This is a genomic window from Actinophytocola glycyrrhizae (assembly GCF_042653545.1).
GTDB lineage: Bacteria > Actinomycetota > Actinomycetes > Mycobacteriales > Pseudonocardiaceae > Actinophytocola > Actinophytocola glycyrrhizae.
Genome location: NZ_JBHSIS010000008.1, coordinates 129,199 through 147,289 on the forward strand (window position 1 = coordinate 129,199; position 18,091 = coordinate 147,289).

At 70.2% G+C, this 18,091-nt stretch carries 18 protein-coding genes; 6 read left to right on the plus strand and 12 right to left on the minus strand.

Annotated elements, in window-relative coordinates; genetic code table 11:
* Position 1: 1 nt before the first annotated feature.
* Genes ACFPCV_RS19135 through ACFPCV_RS19155 form a run of 5 tightly spaced genes read right to left on the minus strand, consistent with a single transcriptional unit; the run spans position 2 to position 5,762 of the window.
* On the minus strand, positions 2–598 hold the full coding sequence (locus tag ACFPCV_RS19135; RefSeq protein ID WP_378057589.1) for a GNAT family N-acetyltransferase: 597 nt from the start codon (positions 596–598) through the stop codon (positions 2–4).
* Positions 595–2,670 carry an alpha-galactosidase gene (locus ACFPCV_RS19140; RefSeq protein ID WP_378057590.1) on the minus strand — a complete coding sequence of 692 codons (2,076 nt, stop codon included), beginning with the start codon at positions 2,668–2,670 and terminating at the stop codon, positions 595–597. Before ACFPCV_RS19140 ends, ACFPCV_RS19135 begins: the two co-directional genes overlap by 4 nt.
* A complete protein-coding gene (locus ACFPCV_RS19145; protein WP_378057591.1) occupies positions 2,667–3,539 on the minus strand; it encodes a carbohydrate ABC transporter permease in 873 nt (290 codons plus the stop codon). The genes ACFPCV_RS19140 and ACFPCV_RS19145 overlap by 4 nt, the downstream gene beginning before the upstream one ends.
* Complete coding sequence (locus tag ACFPCV_RS19150) at positions 3,536–4,471, minus strand: carbohydrate ABC transporter permease (RefSeq protein ID WP_378057592.1); 936 nt, start codon at positions 4,469–4,471, stop codon at positions 3,536–3,538. Before ACFPCV_RS19150 ends, ACFPCV_RS19145 begins: the two co-directional genes overlap by 4 nt.
* On the minus strand, positions 4,464–5,762 hold the full coding sequence (locus ACFPCV_RS19155) for an ABC transporter substrate-binding protein (protein ID WP_378057594.1): 1,299 nt from the start codon (positions 5,760–5,762) through the stop codon (positions 4,464–4,466). Before ACFPCV_RS19155 ends, ACFPCV_RS19150 begins: the two co-directional genes overlap by 8 nt.
* 596 nt (positions 5,763–6,358) lie before the next feature.
* Here ACFPCV_RS19155 and ACFPCV_RS19160 point away from each other — a divergent pair.
* Both ACFPCV_RS19160 and galT read left to right on the plus strand, forming a co-directional pair.
* Positions 6,359–7,144 (plus strand): DeoR/GlpR family DNA-binding transcription regulator, encoded by a 786-nt coding sequence (locus ACFPCV_RS19160; RefSeq protein ID WP_378057595.1) that lies wholly within the window; start codon positions 6,359–6,361, stop codon positions 7,142–7,144.
* A gap of 64 nt (positions 7,145–7,208) precedes the next feature.
* Positions 7,209–8,294: a galactose-1-phosphate uridylyltransferase gene (gene galT / locus ACFPCV_RS19165; RefSeq protein ID WP_378057596.1), complete on the plus strand. Its 1,086-nt coding sequence runs from the start codon at positions 7,209–7,211 to the stop codon at positions 8,292–8,294.
* Here the strand turns inward: galT and ACFPCV_RS19170 are convergent.
* The 4 genes from ACFPCV_RS19170 to ACFPCV_RS19185 are packed head-to-tail and all read right to left on the minus strand — an operon-like array spanning position 8,291 to position 10,998.
* Positions 8,291–9,229, minus strand: a complete 939-nt coding sequence (locus ACFPCV_RS19170; RefSeq protein ID WP_378057597.1) for a hypothetical protein — start codon at positions 9,227–9,229, stop codon at positions 8,291–8,293. The genes galT and ACFPCV_RS19170 overlap by 4 nt on opposite strands.
* Positions 9,226–9,690: a hypothetical protein gene (locus tag ACFPCV_RS19175; protein WP_378057598.1), complete on the minus strand. Its 465-nt coding sequence runs from the start codon at positions 9,688–9,690 to the stop codon at positions 9,226–9,228. Before ACFPCV_RS19175 ends, ACFPCV_RS19170 begins: the two co-directional genes overlap by 4 nt.
* Positions 9,687–10,643: a hypothetical protein gene (locus ACFPCV_RS19180; RefSeq protein ID WP_378057599.1), complete on the minus strand. Its 957-nt coding sequence runs from the start codon at positions 10,641–10,643 to the stop codon at positions 9,687–9,689. The genes ACFPCV_RS19175 and ACFPCV_RS19180 overlap by 4 nt, the downstream gene beginning before the upstream one ends.
* Before the next feature lie 13 nt (positions 10,644–10,656).
* A complete protein-coding gene (locus tag ACFPCV_RS19185; protein WP_378057600.1) occupies positions 10,657–10,998 on the minus strand; it encodes a hypothetical protein in 342 nt (113 codons plus the stop codon).
* Between the two features lie 271 nt (positions 10,999–11,269).
* On the opposite strand from ACFPCV_RS19185, the gene ACFPCV_RS19190 reads away from it, so the two are divergent.
* The 4 genes from ACFPCV_RS19190 to ACFPCV_RS19205 all read left to right on the plus strand — a co-directional run bounded on the left by ACFPCV_RS19190 (position 11,270) and on the right by ACFPCV_RS19205 (position 14,857).
* A complete protein-coding gene (locus ACFPCV_RS19190; RefSeq protein ID WP_378057601.1) occupies positions 11,270–12,967 on the plus strand; it encodes a formate--tetrahydrofolate ligase in 1,698 nt (565 codons plus the stop codon).
* Complete coding sequence (locus ACFPCV_RS19195; protein WP_378057602.1) at positions 12,964–13,398, plus strand: cyclodeaminase/cyclohydrolase family protein; 435 nt, start codon at positions 12,964–12,966, stop codon at positions 13,396–13,398. Before ACFPCV_RS19190 ends, ACFPCV_RS19195 begins: the two co-directional genes overlap by 4 nt.
* A 152-nt stretch (positions 13,399–13,550) precedes the next feature.
* On the plus strand, positions 13,551–14,381 hold the full coding sequence (locus ACFPCV_RS19200) for a class I SAM-dependent methyltransferase (protein WP_378057603.1): 831 nt from the start codon (positions 13,551–13,553) through the stop codon (positions 14,379–14,381).
* Entirely contained in the window at positions 14,363–14,857 is a 495-nt protein-coding gene (locus ACFPCV_RS19205; RefSeq protein WP_378057604.1) for a GNAT family N-acetyltransferase, read from the plus strand. The genes ACFPCV_RS19200 and ACFPCV_RS19205 overlap by 19 nt, the downstream gene beginning before the upstream one ends.
* Before the next feature lie 458 nt (positions 14,858–15,315).
* Here ACFPCV_RS19205 and ACFPCV_RS19210 read toward each other — a convergent pair whose 3' ends face one another.
* From ACFPCV_RS19210 to ACFPCV_RS19220, 3 genes are read right to left on the minus strand one after another with little or no spacing between them, the layout of a single operon-like run.
* On the minus strand, positions 15,316–16,392 hold the full coding sequence (locus ACFPCV_RS19210; protein ID WP_378057605.1) for a hypothetical protein: 1,077 nt from the start codon (positions 16,390–16,392) through the stop codon (positions 15,316–15,318).
* A gap of 2 nt (positions 16,393–16,394) precedes the next feature.
* Complete coding sequence (locus tag ACFPCV_RS19215; protein WP_378057606.1) at positions 16,395–17,207, minus strand: ABC transporter permease; 813 nt, start codon at positions 17,205–17,207, stop codon at positions 16,395–16,397.
* Positions 17,204–18,067, minus strand: a complete 864-nt coding sequence (locus tag ACFPCV_RS19220) for an ABC transporter permease (RefSeq protein ID WP_378057607.1) — start codon at positions 18,065–18,067, stop codon at positions 17,204–17,206. Before ACFPCV_RS19220 ends, ACFPCV_RS19215 begins: the two co-directional genes overlap by 4 nt.
* Between the last annotated feature and the right edge of the window lie 24 nt (positions 18,068–18,091).

The window sequence follows — 18,091 nt, forward strand, 5'->3', positions numbered from 1 at the left end:
GTCACAGCGGGCGGGCCATCACGAGCGAGTGTGTGTACGCCTCTGTCTCGGTGAAGCCCATTCGCTTGTAGAAGCCGATCGCGCGTTCGTTGGCGCGGGCCACGCCGAGGTGGATGCCCGGTGCGCCTGCCGAGGCGAGGCCGTCCAACAGCGCGGTCAGCAGGCGCCTGCCGTCGCCCCTGCCCTGGAGGCGGGGCAGCAGGTCGATGTGGAGGTGGGCGGGGAAGCGTTCGACCACGTCCGGGCTCGCGGTCGGCGGGTGGTGGATCAGGCGCACGATCCGGTCGTCAGGGGACTCGGCCGGGAACGTGCCGAGCGGGTAGCGGGTCCGCAGCGCGGGCCACCACGACTGCTCGCACCACAGTTCGAACGCCACGGTGTCCGGGACGCCGAGCACATAGCCCGCCACGCCGTCCTCGTCGCCGACCAGGGCCAGCGCGGCCGGGAAGCGCAGGTACGGGCCCACGTACACCTCGCCGAGCAGCCTCGGGTCCCGGTAGAGGTCCGTCGCGTCCTCGCCGCTGTCGCCGGTCCGCAGGCAGATGTCGTACAACACCTGCTCGTCGGCCCGCTGGTAGGTCCTGATCGTCGCGTTCACCCGGTCATTATCAGGTGGACGAGCCACGCCTGTTCCGGCATCAGCACCGGCGGGCGGATTCCCACCTCGGACAGGACGCGGCCGGACAGGACCCGTGTCCCGGTGGTCGGCGCCGGGACCTGCTGTGTGCGCGGCGCGCCGCCAGGGGTCACCGGTGTCACCGCGTACCGGCGCGCCGGGTCCAGGCCCGGCAGCCGGACCGGTGGCGGCACCGTGGCGGCCGACGACGTGAGCTGCGCGTAGCAGTACAGCGCCTCCGCGTCGGACACGACACCGGTCAGCGTCGCCGACGGGTCCGCCAGGTCGCCGCGCACGAGCGTGCCGGTGTGCAGCAGCCCGCGCACCGACTTGTAGAACGCCGCCGCCTCCGCCAGTGCCTCCTGCTCGGCGGGGGACGCCGACGCGATGTCCCACTCGATGCCGAAGTGCCCGAACAACGCGGTCGCCACCCGGAAGGACAGGTCCTGGGTGCGGCCGGTCGTGTGCGACCGCGGCGGGCCGACGTGCGCGCCGATCAGTTCCAGCGGCAGCAGCAACGCCGTCCACCGCTGGATGGTCTGCCGTTCCAGCGCGTCGTTGCAGTCGCTGGCCCACACGCGGTCCGTGCGCGCCAGGATCTCCAGGTCGGTCCGGCCGCCGCCGCTGGAGCAGCTCTCGATCTCCACCCCGGGGTGCCGGGTCCGCAGCTCGTCGAGCAACCGGTACGCCGCAAGCGTTTGCTCGTGTGCCCTGGCACCGATGATGTCGCGGTTGTGGTCCCACTTCACGAACCGCACGTCGTTGTCCCGCAGCAGTTCGTCGAGCCGGTCCAGGAGGTACGCGTACGCCGCCCGGTTCGCGAGGTCCAGCACCTGCTGGTTGCGCGAGGTCGGCGGCAGCGTGCCGTCGCCGGGTGCCAGCACCCAGTCCGGGTGCGCGCGGAACAGGTCGGAGTCCGGGTTGACCATCTCCGGTTCCACCCAGATGCCGAACTCCATGCCCAGCCCGGTGACGTGGGAGATCAGCGGCGCCAGCCCGTCGGGCCACACGCCGTCGTCGACGTACCAGTCGCCGAGGCCCGCCGTGTCGTCCCTGCGGTGTGAGAACCAGCCGTCGTCCAGCACGAACCGTTCGACGCCGATCCGCGCGGCCACGTCCGCGAGCCCCTTGAGCCGGGTCAGGTCGTGGTCGAAGTACACGGCCTCCCAGGTGTTCAGCACGACCGGCCGCGGCCGCACCGGGTGGGACGGCCGAGCACGCAGCCACTGGTGGAACGCCGAGGTGATCCCGTCGATCCCGGCGCCGGAGTACGCGGCGTACAGCCACGGCGACGTGTGGGTCTCCCCCGGCGCGAGGGCCACCTCGCCGCTGGTCAGCAGCTCACCGCCGCCCAGCACGCCGCGGCCCTCGTGGACCCGCTCCGCGTAGGTGACGTGGTTGCCGCTCCACGCGACGTGCACGGCCCACACCTCGCCCGTGCGGAAGCCGAAACCGCTGGTGCCGGCCAGGATCGCGGGAGTCGCGTCGTGCCCGGTGCGGCCGCGGCGGCTCTCCCGCACCCACGAGCCGAGGTCGAAGTGCCTGCGCTGTGGGTGCTTCTCGCGGATCCACCGGCCGTGGAAGTCCATCAGCTCGCTTGCCTGCGCGGGCACCGGCAGCGCGGTCTCGACGCCGTCCAGGGTGTAGGCGTGGGACCCGTCGTTCCTGATCTCGTGCCGGACCCGCAGCACCCCCGAGGGCGCCAGTTCCACCGTGGACCGCACGGCGAGCCCGCCGCCCTCGGTGTCGATCACGGCTCCCGACGCCGACCGGGCGACCGACGTGCGGGTGAGCGAGGGCAGCCAGTCGCCGCCCGCGCGGTGTCCCCGCAGGCCCGGCCGTCCCGGGTAGCCCTGGCGGGCCGAGGGCAGCAGCCCGATCGGGATGGGCACGTCCGGTGCGTTGTTCGGGATGGGCGAGACGGCCTCGTCCGCCAGCGCGAGCAGGTCCTCCTCGGACAGGTCGGGCAGCGGCGCGCCCCAGTGGACGATCGAGGGCAGGCCGCGTGCGTCGACGACCACGCTGACCGTGTCGGCGCGCAGGTGGACGATCATCCCTTGGTGGCTCCCAGAGTGAGACCGGCACGCAGGTGCCGCTGCAGCAGGAAGAAGATCACGAGCGTGGGGATGGCGACGATCACCGAGCCCGCGGACAGCAGGTTGTAGTCGGTGAAGAACTGGCCGCGCAGGTTCTGCAGCGACGACGTCACCGGGAACTTGTCGCCGGTCCGCATGAACGCGACGGCCCAGAAGAAGTCGTTGTAGACCCACGTGATCTGCAGGGTCGCCAGCGCCGCGAGCGCTGGGCGGCACAGCGGCAGCACGACCTGCCAGAACTGGCGGAACACGCCCGCGCCGTCGACCAGGGCGGCCTCCGTCATCTCCTTCGGGATGGTCTTCATGTAGTTGCTCAGCACGAACGTGCAGAACCCGGTCTGGAACGCGATGTTCACCGCGATGACCGCGTAGTACGTGTCGTAGAGCGAGCCGGAGTCGCTGAACCAGAACGGCACCTCGACGTTGAGGAACATCCGGAACAGTGGCACGAGCAATGCCTGCTGCGGCAACAGGTTCGCGGCCGTGAACAACGCGAGCAGCGCGAGGTTGAACCTGAAGCTGTAGCGTGCGAGCACGTACGCGGCGGACGAGGCGAGCAGCAGCGTGATGACCACCGACGGAATCGTGATGATCATCGAGTTGTAGAAGGTCTGCCCGAAGTTGCCGCGCGACCAGGCGTTGACGTAGTTGTCGAACGTGAAGCCACCGAACGAGAAGTACCCGTGCGTCGACGTGAAGTCGTAGTCCCGCAACGAGTTGTAGAACGCCCACGCCACGGGGAAGAGCCAGCCGACCGCCATGACCGTCAGGAACACCCGCAACACGACGCGTCCGGGCCTGCGCCGCCGTCCCACCGCCGCCGTCATCGCTGCTCCCGCATGACCTGGATCAGGTAGATCACGATGAACACGGTCGAGATCGCGATCATGATCGTGGCGAGCGCGGACCCGAAGCCCACGCGGCTCGCCTCACCGATCACGTTCTGCGTCACCAGTGTGGAGATCAGCTCCAGCCCGTTGCGGCCCTTGTTGATCACCCAGACGATGTCGAACGCGCGGAGCGACTCGATCACCGTGATCACCAGGATCACGATGTTGACCGGGCGCATCACCGGCCAGATGACCTGGAAGAACGTGCGCACCTCGCCCGCCCCGTCGACGGCGGCGGCCTCCCGCAGCGCCGGGTCGACCGCCTTGAGACCCGCCAGGTACAGCAGCATGATGTACCCGGTGTGGCGCCACCCGGCCGCGACGAGCACGGCCCACAGGTTGATGTCCGGGTCGCCGAACCAGTCGGTCTGGGTGCCGAGCACGGTGTTGAGCAGACCCTGGTCGCGCGAGTAGATCAGCTGCCAGATGAAGCCGATCAGCGCGAGCGACAGCACGACCGGCAGGAAGAAGATGCTCTGGTAGATCCGGCTGCCGCGGATCTCCCGGTCGAGCAGCGCGGCGAGGAAGATCCCCAGCAGGGTGGGCCCGAGGAAGAACACCACCAGCCAGATGAGGTTGTGCTCCATCGCGGGGCCGAACGGCGGGTAGTTCGTCGTGACGTCGACGTAGTTCTGCGTGCCGACGAAGTTCATGTCGGCGATGTTGCCGATGCCGTTCCAGTCGGTGAACGAGAGCACGATCGTCGAGATCGCGGGGAACCACACCAGGGACACGACGATGAGCGCCGGGACCGCGACCATCAGCACGACGGTCAGCTTGTCCATCGTGGACAGGGTGCGCGCGTGCTTCGACCGGGGCGCACCGGACCTGGTCCGTGTGCGCCCCGGCCTGGTCATCAGGTCAGCCACCGAAGATCGACTTCTTCTGGTCCTCGATGCTGTTCGTCAGCCCGTCGACGTCGTCGGGGTTCTTGATGAACTCCTGCAGCGACGGGATCATCACCGTGGAGGCGAAGTCGGGCCGGGTGTCGCGGTCGAGGAACTGCGAGATCGACTTGGCTCCGCTGACGAGCTGCTCGCCCTTCTGCTGCAGGGCGTTGTAGCCGCTCTTGTCCGCGTCGTTGTGCGCGCCGATGTTGTTCGGGTCGGACTCGAGGTAGATGTCCTCCGCCTTCGCGGTGCCGAGGTAGGAGAGCAGTTCCTTCGCGCCGTCGGGGTTGCGCGGGCGGGCCGCCATCATGAAGCCGTCGATCGGCGCCTCGACCACGTCGGAGCCGATCGCGGGGTCGATCTCGGGGAACGGGAAGAAGTCGAGGTCGTCGCGCTCGGCGCCCTCCGGGAACTGCTGGCCGACGAACATGCCCAGGGTGTACATCCCGGACTCCTTGTTCAGCAGCGACTGCGCCGCCTCCTGCCAGGTGCGGCCGAGCGCGTCGGGCTGGTGGAAGGGCAGGATCTCGCGCCACGCGTCGAAGACGGCCTTGACCTCACCCGAGTTCCACGGCTTCTCGCCCGCCATCAGCTCGCGGTGGAAGTCGTAGCCGTTGATGCGGAGGTTCAGGTAGTCGAAGGTGCCCATCGCGGGCCAGCCGTCGGAGTCGCCGAACGCGATCGGGTTGAGACCGTCGGACTTCATCTTCGTGGCGAGCGCGACGAACTCGTCCATGGTCTTCGGCGTCTCGTAGCCCTTCTCGGCGAAGACGCTCTTCCGGTAGAACACGGCCCACGGGTAGTAGTACAGCGGCACGAAGTACTGCTTGCCGTCCGCGCCGGTGGACTGCTGCTTCATGGCGTCGGAGAAACCGCTGCCGATCTCGGCCCACACGTCACTGATGTCGCCGACCAGGTTCTGCTCGGCGAAGAACTGCATGCGGTAGCCGGCGAACCAGCCGAACACGTCGTCCGGGCCGCCCTGCAGGTAGTTGTTGATGTTCTCCTGGAAGGAGTTGTGGTCGATGGTGTTGATCTTGACGCCACCGCCGGTGAAGCCCTTCACCACGTCCGCGATGGCCTTCTTCGGCACGTCGTCGGACCAGTTCGAGCCGAGCGTGACATCGCCGCCACCACCGCCGCCGTCGCCACCGCCGCATGCGGAGAGGCCCGCGAGCGCCCCTGCGCCGAGCATCCCCTTCAACAGCGTGCGCCGTCCGACGTTGATGGCGGAGACGCCGCCTGCACCGAACGTACGAGGGCTCATCATTGTGCGCCTCCTCAGGGAGCGGCCAGAAACCAACACTTGTGAACGGGACCTCTCAGAATCGAAACCCTTGCGGGCCGCCCACGCGCCTGTCAAGAGGCCGAAGCCAAACCGGTGGTACTTTCGTGACCTGGCCCGTTCATCGGACCGACACCTGCCTCACCCTCCGTAGACATCCCATCTCCGAACGCCCTTGCCGCCGGGGAACGGGCGGAGATATGGTCTGGACCATTACCGACCACTGTCGCCTTGGCCGGGCGACGGGGCTTCGGTCCCGGTGTTCACCGCACATCGGGACCGGCCGGTGCGGTGGGGGACGGGGTCACCGCCTTCGTCCTCCACCGCGTCCGGCCGGGCGCGCGATCTTCCCACTTCCCGCACGTGCGCACATATGTCAACATGGACTACGCACGGTATCGACACGAACGTCGGATCAACAGGCGCGCGGCACGGATCAGTACGAGGATTGCCCCAGGAAGCGACCGGTGGGGTCGACAGACCGGGGGTGTGCATGCCGGCGTCTGCGCCTGTGCGAATGAGTCGGTTTATGATTGGGTCGGCGACCGACTCGGGGGGTGCCCTACCGGTTGGGAGAGGCAATGCTGGCAGCGGAGAGGCAAGCCCGGATCGTCGAGGAGATCCACAGGCGGGGCGCGGTCCGGGTCATCGAGTTCGCGCAGATGCTCGGCGTCTCCGACATGACGATCCGCAGGGACCTGGACGCACTCGCCCAGCAGGGGCTGCTGGACAAGGTGCACGGCGGCGCGACCCGCGCCAGGGCCGCGAGCACCGAGGAGCCCGGCTTCGAGGCGAAGTCGTTGCGGCAGCAGCCGGAGAAGGAGGCGATCGCGCGCGCCGCGGTCGAACTGGTCTCCCCCGGCACCGCGGTCGGGCTGTCCGCGGGCACCACGACGTGGGCGCTCGCGCACGCGCTGCGCGCGGTCGACGGGCTCACGATCGTCACGAACTCCCTGCGCGTCGCGGACGTGCTGCACGCGCCACCACGCACCGACCAGAACGTGGTGGTGGTCGGCGGGGTGCGCACGCCGTCGGACGCGCTGGTCGGCCCGATCGCGGTGTCCGCGCTCGCGCAACTGCACCTGGACATCGTGTTCCTCGGGGTGCACGGCATGGCGGAGACGGCCGGGTTCACCACCCCGAACCTCCTCGAGGCCGACACCGACCGCGCGCTGGTCGCCGCGGGGCGCAGGCTCGTCGTGCTCGCCGACCACACCAAGTGGGGCACGGTCGGCCTTTCGACGATCGCCCGGCTCTCCGACGCCGACATCGTGATCACCGACGACGGCCTGCCGAACGACGGCCGCGAGGCGCTTGCCGAACTGGTCGAGGACCTGCGCATCGTCGACGTCGAGGCGGCCCGGTGAGCGGAGCCCGCGCAGCGAACCATCGGACACCGCGACGCCACGCAGCGGGGGAAGGGGCGTCATCGTGAAGCGCACCACGGCACACCTGGCCGACGGCAGGGAGATCATCTACTTCGACCACGACACCGCACCGGCCAGGGAGCAGCACGACCCGCGCAAGCTGGACCCGGTGTCGACGGCCTCGCAGATGCGGCACGACCCGGTGCTCGACGAGTGGGTGATCCTGGCCGCGCACCGGCAGAGCCGGACCTACCACCCACCGGCCAACAGTTGTCCACTGTGTCCGTCCACTCCCGACCGGCACACGGAGATCCCGTCGCCGGACTACGACGTGGTGGTGTTCGAGAACCGCTTCCCCTCGCTGTCCACCCACGCGGTCGGCGGCGCGGGACCGGACCTGCCGCCGCTGGTCACGCAGCGCCCAGGCGTGGGCCGCTGCGAGGTGGTGTGCTTCACGAGCGACCACGACGCCGCGTTCGCCACGCTCAAGCCGGAACACGCCCGGCTGGTGGTGGACACGTGGGCGGACCGCACCAGCGCGCTTGCCGCGGTGCCCGGCGTGGAGCAGGTGTTCCCGTTCGAGAACCGCGGCGAGGCGATCGGGGTGACGCTCGGGCACCCGCACGGGCAGATCTACGCGTACCCGTTCGTCACCCCGAAGAGCCGCCAGATGCTGGGCAACGCCGCTCGTTTCGCGGACCGCACCGGCCGCAACCTGTTCACCGACCTCCTTGCGGGAGAACGCGATTCGGGCATCCGCGTGGTGGCGACCACCACCCACTGGACCGCGTTCGTGCCTGCGGCCGCCCGGTGGCCGGTCGAGGTCCACGTCTACCCGCACCGCCGCGTACCCGACATCCCGTCCCTGACCGGCGAGGAACGCGACGACTTCGCCGTGCTGTACCTGGACGTGCTGCGCAGGCTCGACGGCCTGTACGCCCAGCCACTCCCGTACGTGGCGGCGTGGCACCAGGCCCCGGTGTCCGACCCGCTGCGCGAACACGCCTACCTGCACCTGCAGGTGTCGTCGATCCAGCGCGCCGAGGACAAGCTGAAGTACCTGGCAGGGTCGGAAACCGGCATGGGCGCGTTCATCACCGACGTGCTCCCCGAGGACGTCGCGTCCCGCCTGCGCGCGGTGGTCGTCTAACCGGTCAGCAACGGCACGAGCTGCTCGGCGAGCCCGACCGAGTCCGGGGAGGACACGTACAGGGCGACGTCGGTGTCGTCGCGGAGCAGGACCGTCGCCACGGGTGGGTCCGCGGGCGTCCACGCGGGGCGCCCCGCGATCCGGTTCGTGAAGTCGCCGGAACGACTGGCCGCTTGTGCCTCGACGGCCACCGGCCCCTGAGCTGTCGAGAGAGTGCACCTGCCGGTCGCGTCCACGCGGACGTGCTCTGCCTGGATGCCCAGCTGCTCCTGCAGGACGGTGCACAGCTGCAGTGCCTGCACCGGCGTCGGCAGGTCGACGAACTCGTCGGCCGTCAACGGTGTTCCCGCGTACGCGAGGTTCCCCTGATCGTCGATCTCGGGCAGTGGTTCCCCGTCCTTCGTGAGCAACGGGACGATCTCGTCGAGGACGCGCGTGCCGACGTCCTGTCCCGGCCCGTCGTCGTAGGCGACCATCTCCAGCCGCAGGAGCGGCCTTGGGGTGTCGTCCGCGATCACCAGGGTGAACACGGACATGCCGAAGCTGTTCTGTTCCACCGTGGCCGGCCGGTCCGCGACGGTCGCCGACGGTGCGAACGCGGCGTTCTCGCCCCGGAACGACAGGTCGACCATGCCGTGTCCGGTGGTTATCCGGCACCCCGCGCCGGGAGACGGTCGCCGACCCACCGGGCCTGACAGCAGCTGTTCCCACTGCTGCCTGCCAAGAACCTGGCACAGGATCTGGGACGCCGTGTCGTCCTGGACGTAGCCCAGTGCGCGGCCACCGGTCATCCGCACCGGCCGCAGGCCTTCGTCGGCGGCCGGGGTGGCCGCCGTGCTCGTGGTGGGAGGCGGTGCCTCCGATGAGCCGCACCCGCCGAGCACGACACCCAGCAGCACTGCCAGCAAGGCGGTCGTCCCGCGGGCCCGGGTCACCGGGGTCCCCGCCTTCGGACGACGGAACGCTCCTCGTAGGACGCCTCTTCCTCCGGTTTCCCGGGCCGCTGGGGTGCTTCCGTCTGCGGTGCCGGCAGCAGCACCGGCACGCCCCGCACGATCCCCTCGTCGCGCAGCCGGTCGTACGTGTCCCGCACGCTCGACCTGGCATCAGCGGCGGCCCGCTGGGTCACCGTGGTCACGAGGCGGGCGAGCTCGCCAGGACCGGACCGCAGTGCCTTGTCGGTGAGCACGAGTTCGGTCAGCATGCCGCCGGCGTCCACCCTGGCTCGCACGGAACCGTCGTGGGAAGCCGCCTCGCCGCTGACCTTCAGTGCGCGCGCCTCGGCTGCCCGCAGGGCTTCCTTCCGGCGCCTGGTCACGCTGTACACGTGCGCGGCCTCGTCACTCAACCGGCGTGCGCGGTCGTTCAACGCGCCGACGCTGTGTTCGTCGCTCATGCCGGCCCCTGCTCGACGTAGCGATCGTGTGATTCGCCGTCGGCGCCGGTGGTGCGGTCGAACTGACCGTCCGGCTTCCTCTCCGGCTCCGGCACCAGGTCGGAGGTGTCGGTGGGCAGCGGGTGCCCGGCCTGGTCGTCCTCCTCCATGCCGAACGCGCCGGGCTGGAAGTCGGGCGCGGTGATCACGTCCGGCCGGTCCGGGCGCACCCACACCAGTTGATCACTGGTGATCGACGCGGCGAGTTCCCGGAACGCCTTCTCGATCCGCAGCCGTTCGATGTCGATCGCGTCGAGCATGCCCTCGGCGGAGTCGACGAACCGGACCATCACACCGAGCTCGTCGGCGGCCTCGTTCACCGCCACGGCGACTCCTGGCGCACCGGCCGCCATGTTCATCGCGATCGTGCCGAGCACGGCCCAGGCAGGCAGCACACCGACCGAGCCCGCGACACCCGCGGCGAAACCGGCGACGGCCCCGGCGACCGTCATGCCGACCTCCCAGCCGTCCGTCTCCGCGGCGGCGACGCCGTCCAGTGTCTTCTGAACGAGGTCCAGCACGTCCGCGCGCATGTTCACCACGAGGGTGTTGTGCGCCTGGAGGATCATCAGCAGGGTGTCGATCCGGTCGGTCATCACGTTGACACCGCCCTCGAGCTGGTTCACCCAGTCGAGGAACTGGTCGGCCGCGGCACCCTGCCAGCCTTCCATGTCCCTGTGTATGCCGTTGAAGTTCTCTTCCTTCTCCTTGGCCAGCTCCCCCTTGGCGAGGCCAAGGCTGCTGATCATTTTCTCGGCCGCGAAGCCCTCGCCGCAGCTGAAAAGGTTGAAGGCCCGGTCGATGCGGTGGTAAAGCCGCGCCGAATCACCGATGCCGTCCTCGTCGTGTTCCCGGAGAATCGCCTGGAAGTTCTCGTTCAGGTCGGCCATCCGGCCGGCCCAGTCGGGATCCATGCATATCCCCCCGTCACGCCTGGCCGTCGGCCTGGCGGTACCGGAGAGCCATCTCCCGTACCGCCTGCGCGGCGAGTTCGACGTTCTCGCGGTTGTCGTCGACGATCCGCCGCATGAAGTCCATGGCGTAGAAGCACTCGTTCCCCGGCCGCCAGAACAGGTACGACTGGTAGGGCTGCTCCGCGTCCCACCGCCCCTGGTCGTACGACCGCCCCTCGGTGTCGAAGGTGCGCGTGATCCAGCCGATGGCCTCTTCGAGCCGCGCACCGGCGGCTGTCATCGACGCGGCGATACCGGGCAACCGGGTCTTCCCGATATCGTCGAGACGATCCAGTTGCACATAGAACTGATCCATTCCCGCCCCCCTTTGTTCGCTGCGCTACGACGTAGCTTAACCGGACGGGGGGCGATATATCGGCGTTTCGAGTAAACCTTTGGGTGATCGTTTTCGGGTGGTCGCTTCGCCCTGGTTCCGCGATGCCGTCAATGGGCCGTTCACGGCGCTCAGCGCCGTCAATGTGCCTTTCACGGCGCTGGTTGTGCCGTGAAAGCGCACGGCGGAGGCTCTGTTCCTGGCGCTCGCTGGTTGACTGACGGCAGCACACCGGCGACCCCGAGGAGCACACATGGCCTTCCCGTCCGATCTGGAGATCGCGCGTGGCGCGAAGCTCAAGCCCATCGACGACATCGCCGCCGACATGGGGTTGCCACCGCACCTGCTGGAGCCCTACGGGCGGGACGTGATGAAGGTCGGGCTCGGCGCGATCGAGGAGCTGCGCGACGCGCCGAGAGCCAAGTACGTGCTGGTCAGCGCCATCACTCCGACGCCGCTCGGGGAGGGGAAGACCACCACCACCGTGGGGCTTGGCCAGGGGTTCTCCCACGTCGGGAAGCGGGCGACCATCGCGGTGCGGCAGCCGTCGATGGGGCCGACGCTGGGCATCAAGGGCGGCGCGGCGGGCGGCGGGTACAGCCAGGTCGTGCCGATGGAGCTGCTGAACCTGCACCTCACCGGCGACATGCACGCCGTAACGGCCGCGCACAACCTGCTCGCCGCGATGGTCGACAACCACCTCCACCAGGGCAACGCGCTCGGGCTCGACCCGGGGGAGATCACCTGGCGGCGGGTGATCGACATGAACGACCGGGCGCTGCGCAACGTCGTGGTCGGGCTCGGCGCCAAGGCCGACGGGGTGACCAGGCAGACCGGGTTCGACATCACCGCCGCGTCCGAGGTGATGGCGGCGCTCGCGCTGACCACCGGGCTGGCCGACCTCCGGGCGCGGCTCGGGCGGATCGTCGTCGGGTACACCGCCGACGGGGAACCGGTGACCGCGGAGCAGCTGGACACCGCGGGCGCGATGACCGTCCTGCTCCGGGAGGCGATCAAGCCGAACCTCATGCAGACCGTGGAGAACACGCCCGTGCTGGTCCACTGCGGACCGTTCGGGAACATCGCGACCGGCAACTCGTCCGTCGTCGCCGACCTGATCGGGCTGCGCACCGGCGACTACCTCATCACCGAGGCCGGGTTCGGCGCCGACATGGGTGCCGAGCGCTTCTTCAACATCAAGTGCCGGGTCTCCGGCGAGGCACCCGACGCGGCCGTGCTGGTCGCGACGGTACGTGCGCTCAAGGCCCACTCGGGCAAGTTCCGCATCGTCGCGGGCAAGCCGCTGCCGGAGGACCTGCTCAAGGAGAATCCCGACGACGTGCACGCGGGCGCGGCGAACCTGCGCAAGCAGATCGAGAACATCCGCATGCACGGTGTCTCCCCGGTCGTCGCGATCAACGCGTTCCCCGGCGACTTCGCCTCCGAGCACGCCGTGATCCGCGAGATCGCCGAGGAGATGGGCGCGAAGGTCGCGGTGTCCACCCATTTCTCCGACGGCGGCGCCGGCGCGGTCGAGCTGGCCGAGGCGGTCGCGGCGGCCGCCGACGAGCCGAGCGAGTTCCAGCTGCTGTACCCGTCGGCGGCGCCGCTGCGGGAGAAGATCGAGACGATCGCGACACGCGTGTACGGCGCGGACGGCGTCAGCTACTCCCCCGCCGCGCGCAGGCAGCTGGACCGCTTCGAGCGCAACGGTTACGGCGAGCTGCCGGTCTGCATGGCGAAGACGCACCTGTCGATCTCGTCGGACCCCAAGCTGCTCGGCGCGCCGACCGGGTGGACGCTGCCGGTCCGCGAGGTGCGGGCGTCGGTCGGCGCCGGGTTCGTGTACCCGATCTGCGGCGACATGCGGACCATGCCGGGCCTCGGCGCGGCACCGGCGGCGACGAGGATCGACCTGGACGCCGACGGCGAGATCGTCGGGCTGTCGTGAAGTCCTTCCTGGCGGCGGTCGCGGCCCGCACGGCGGCACCCGGCGGTGGGGCGGTGGCGGCGACGACCGCCGCCTCGGCCGCCGCGCTGGTGGCGATGGCCGCGCGGTTCAGCGCCGACGAGCCGCTGGCCGCGACCGCGGACGAACTGCGCGCCGACCTGCTGCGGCTGGCCGACGCCGACGCCGACGCCTACACGGCGTACCTGGCGGCGAAGGGCGAGGCGAGGAAAGCCGCACTGCGCGCGGCGACCGAGGTGCCGAAGGACATCGCGGCCGTGGCGGGCCGGGTGGCGGAGCTGGCGCGCGGGCTCGTCGCGGACGGCAACCCGAACCTGACCGGCGACGCCCGTGTCGCCGAGCTGCTGGCCCATGCGGCGGCGGAGGCGGCAACCGTCCTGGTGGAGATAAACACCGGGTCCTCAACGCCCTGAAAGGCGCGTTCAGGGCGCCCAGCGCCCTGAACGCGCCTTTCAGGGCAGTCCAGCCCTGCCGGTGGGCGCGGGGTAATTCGGTCGTCCGATCGGCGTAGGCTGGTTAGCCTGGCCGGGTGGGGTATGAACAGCCGCTTTCTTACGTTCTGGGGATGGAAGGGCTCGCGCTGCTGCGGGCCTTCGGCGGGGAACACGACCGGGAGTTCGTCGAGGCGCGGATCGAGGAGATCCGCAAGCTGCTCGACGACCCGGCGCTGACCGAGGGCGTGACGTCCACACCGGTCACCACCGTCGACGGGTACGGGCTGTGGGCACCGACGTACGACGGTCCGAACTCGGCGTTCGACGTGGACGAACCGGTGCTCGCGGAGATCCTGGCGGAGCTGCCGCCGGGCCCGGCCGTCGACGCCGCGTGCGGCACCGGCCGGTACGCGGCGCTGCTCACCGCGCGCGGGCACCAGGTGATCGGGGTCGACGCGTCGCCGGACATGCTCGGTCACGCCCGCACCCGCCTGCCCGCGGGTGACTTCCGGGTCGGGGACGTGACCGCGCTGCCGGTCGCCGACTCCGCCGTGGACCTCGTGACGTGCGGGCTCGCGCTCACACACGTGCCCTCGCTCGGTCCCGTGCTGGCCGAGTTCGCGCGTGTGCTGCGGCCGGGCGGGCACGTGGTGATCGCCGACATGCACCCCGAGCGGGTGCTGCGCGGCGCGGTCCCGCCGCTGCGGGACGCCGAGGGCAGACCGGTCCGCGTGCCCGCGCACCGGCACCTGGTCGGCGACTACGTGCGTGCCGCGCTCGCCGCCGGGTTCCGGGTGCGGCGGTGCGTCGAGCCGCTGCTCGACCCGCCCGCCGGGGAGCGCGCGACCGACCCCGGCCCGTGGGACGTGTGGCCGTGGTCGCTGGCGGCGCTGGTGCCGGAGGCGACGGCCGCCGCCGACGCGGGCATCCCGGTGATGGTCGTATGGCACTTCCAGCTCTGACGCTCCGCCCACCGGTGATCGCCGACGAGCAGGAGTTCCGCCGCGCACACGCACTGCTCGCCGACGAGGGCCACGTGTTCGGGCTCGGGCTATCCGGGCTGTCGTGGCGGTACTACCTGCGCAGACTGGCCGAGATCGAGGCGGGCGACCGGTCGTTCGGCCGGGTGCCCGCGTCGTTCCTGCTCGCCGAGGTCGACGGCGAGCTGGTGGGCCGCACGTCGGTCCGCTTCGAGCTGAACGCCGAGCTGGCGGCGGTCGGCGGCCACATCGGCTACTGCGTGCTGCCCGCCCACCGCCGCCGCGGTTACGCGACGGAGATCCTGCGGCAGAGCCTCACGGTGGCCCGCGCACACGGCGTGCCCCGCGCGCTGCTCACGTGCGACCGCACGAACAAGCCGTCCCGGCGCGTGATCGAGAAGTGCGGCGGTGCGCTGGAGAACGTCGTCGCGGGCACGTGCCGCTACTGGATCGGCTAGATGATTGATTCCGTGAAGTCGGTGTGAGTAGGTCGTCGTGTGCTGGCTGCGGTTGGTGTTGTGGGGTTTTGTCCTCGCCGGACGGGCAGGTCTCCGGGGTGGCGGAGGGGCGGGTCGGCGGCGGTTGGGTTCGGGATGGCAGGGAGCCCCTTGCTGGTGGGCTTGCGCCACCGTCAGGGTTGCGCAGGCAGGGCCCGCTGCGCGGGCCCGGGGCGCGTAGCGCCCGGGCTGGTGCTGTGAAAGGCGCGTTGACGGCGCGGTAATGCCCTGAAAGGCGCGTTCAGGGCGCTGGGCGCCCTGAATGGCCCATTGACGGCACTCGTTGTGCCGTGAACACGCCTTTCACGGCATCGGCCCTGATGACGGGTCCGTACGCCGGGCCACTTCACATGATCTTCACGGAATCAATCGTCTAGTGTGCCGCGCGTGTCGCCGGACAACCGGCGGAAGTGGGGTGCTCAAGCCAAGCAAGCAGCCGCCGCCATCGCCCTGATCAGCGGCTGGCGCGTCGACGGGGCAAGGCCGAGGTGGTAGATCGCCAGGCCGGTCGCACCCGCTTCCACCACGCGACGGGCATGGTCGGTGAGGCCGTCCTCGGACCCCAGGACCGTCACGTACGCGTCGACCGGGCGGCCGGTCCCGGCGGCGGCCTTCACCACCGGAGCGCTGTCCACCGGCCACGCGGGCACGACCAGCGCCGACACGTCCTCGCCGGTCGTCGGGGTGCGGCCGGGTGACGCGCCCGTCACCCAGGGGTCGGGGTGCGCGTGGAGGGTCACCGGCACCTCGATGCGGGCCAGGACCTCGGCGCGCAGCAGGTCGGTCGCCGCGTGGCGGGTGGCCAGCAGCTCGTCCGCGAACGGCACCTCCGCCGGGGTGCGCACGGCCTCCCGCAGCGTCGACAGCACCCACACCGGGTCGAGGCCGCGTTCGGACCAGCCCTTCTGGCACTCCTTGCAGCAGCACACCGACAGCCACCGCTGGGCGGTCGCCGTCCACGCGTTGTCGGTCTTCTCGTGGTGGGAACCGTGGGTCAGGCCGAGCTGGCCGCACGCCTCGAGCGACACCTCGTCGGCGCCCTTCGACGCCTCCGCCGCGAGCGTGGCCGCATAGGTCCGCACCTCCTCGTGGGACGGGCAGAGCGCGTACGGGTACCGGTCGCCGAAGCAGTTGACCACCGCCACGTCCGGGAACTCCGTGCCCAGCCTCGTGTTGTGCGTCAGCACGACCCACGCCGACACCCGCAGCCCCTCGGCGCGCAGCACCTCGGCGGCGCGGTCCCACGAGTCGGGTGTGGACATCCACTCCGGCTCCCTGGGGCGCAGGCGCCGTCCCCGCCACACGTCCGGCCGCACCGGCCGGTACAGCGCGGCGTAGGACGCGTTCACCAGCTGGTGCTTCGGGTGCAGCGGGGTCGCGGCCCTGACCGAGTGGTAGGCGGCTGCCAGTGCCACCGTCGCCACGCCCTCCGCGCGGGCCGGGAAACCCGGGTCGCCCAGCACGTCCCACGGGTACGCGTGGCCGGTCAGCCGCATGCCTACTCCTTCAGCCTGGTGACGAGCTGCGTCGGGTTCACGAACCGTAGCGCGATCACCAGGAGGACGAGCATGGATCCGGTGTAGATCACGGCCATGGCGTCCACGGCCTGCTGCGCGCGGATGCCCGCCGAGAACATGGCCTCGTACAACGACACCACGAGCGTCTGGCTGCCCGGCCCCGCGGTGAGGAACGTCAGCTCGAACATGCCGACCGTGCGGACCAGCACGAGGATCGACGCGGCCAGGATGCCCGGCACCAGCAGCGGCGCGAGCACCCGGCCGAACACCGCGGCCGTGTTCGCACCGCACATGCGTGCGGCGGACTCGATCTTCTGGTCGATCTGCTCGATGAACGGGGTCATCGTCAGCACCACGAACGGCACCGACGGCACCAGGTTCGCGATCACCACGCCCGCGATGCCGCCCGCGAGGTCGAACTTGTACAGCACGGTCGCGAGGGGGATGCCGTAGGTCATGGGCGGCATCAGGATCGGCAGCAGGAACAGCACGGTCACGAGCTTCTTGCCGGGGAAGGTGCGTCTGGCCAGCGCGTACGCGGTCGGCACGCCGATCACCACCGACAGCACCACGACGGCCACGGCGACCTGCAACGTCACGAGGAGCACGTCGAGCAGGTTCATCTCGGCCCACGCCGTCGAGTACCACGACGTGGTCAGCCCGGCGGGCCACCACGTGCCGAACCACTGCGTGGCGAACGAGTTCACCACGACCGAGGCGACCAGCCCGAACAGGTTGATCAGGAAGAACGCGACCGCGCCCCACACCAGCCACGCGCCGACGGTGAGCTTCATCCCTTGCCTCCCGTCGCGCCGCGGTAGAGCCGGGCCCGCCACAGCAGCACCAGCCCGATCACCGCGAGCATCACGGCCGCCATGATCATCGCGATGGCGGAGCCGAGTGGGTAGTCACTGTCCCGGAACGCCGCTTCGTAGGCGGCGATGGAGATCACGCGGGTCTCCCCCTGCGGCAGCCCGACCAGGTACGCCGACGGGAACACCGAGAACGCGAGGACGAACGTCAGGCAGAACGTGATCGCGAGGCCGGGGGCGAGCAGCGGCAGCGTGATGTAACGGAAACGGTGCCACCAGTCCGCGCCCAGGGTCGCCGCTGCCTGCTCCAGCGTCGGGTCGATGCCGGACAGGTACGACAGCGTCAGCAGGAACGCGAACGGGAACCCGGTGATGATCAGCGAGAACAGCACGCCCCAGTAGTTGTGCACGAGCCGCGCGGGCTCGTCCGCGCCGAACAGGGCGAGGATCTTGTTGAACCAGCCGACCGGGTCGAGGTAGCGGATCAGGCCCTCGGCGGTGAGCACGGTGCCGAGCGTGATCGGGACGACCAGGATCGTGGTGAGCAGCCGTTTGCCGCGGAACCGCCCCCGCATCCGGTACGCGATCGGGATCGACGCGAACACGTTGATCAGCGCGGCGGGGAGCGCGAGCCGCAGGGTGATCCAGATCGTGTCGAACAGGTAGGGATCGGAGAAGAACCTGGCGTAGTTGGCGAACGGGCCGCCGCCCTCGGCCGGCTGGAACGACAGCTGGAGCCCGTACAGGACCGGGTAGGCGAACAGGAGCACCACGAACAGCACGCCGGGCACGAGCAGCAGCAGGGTCCGGTCGACCCCGCGTTCGGCCAGGCGGTGTCTCACACTCGGTTTCCCCTGCGCCTTCTC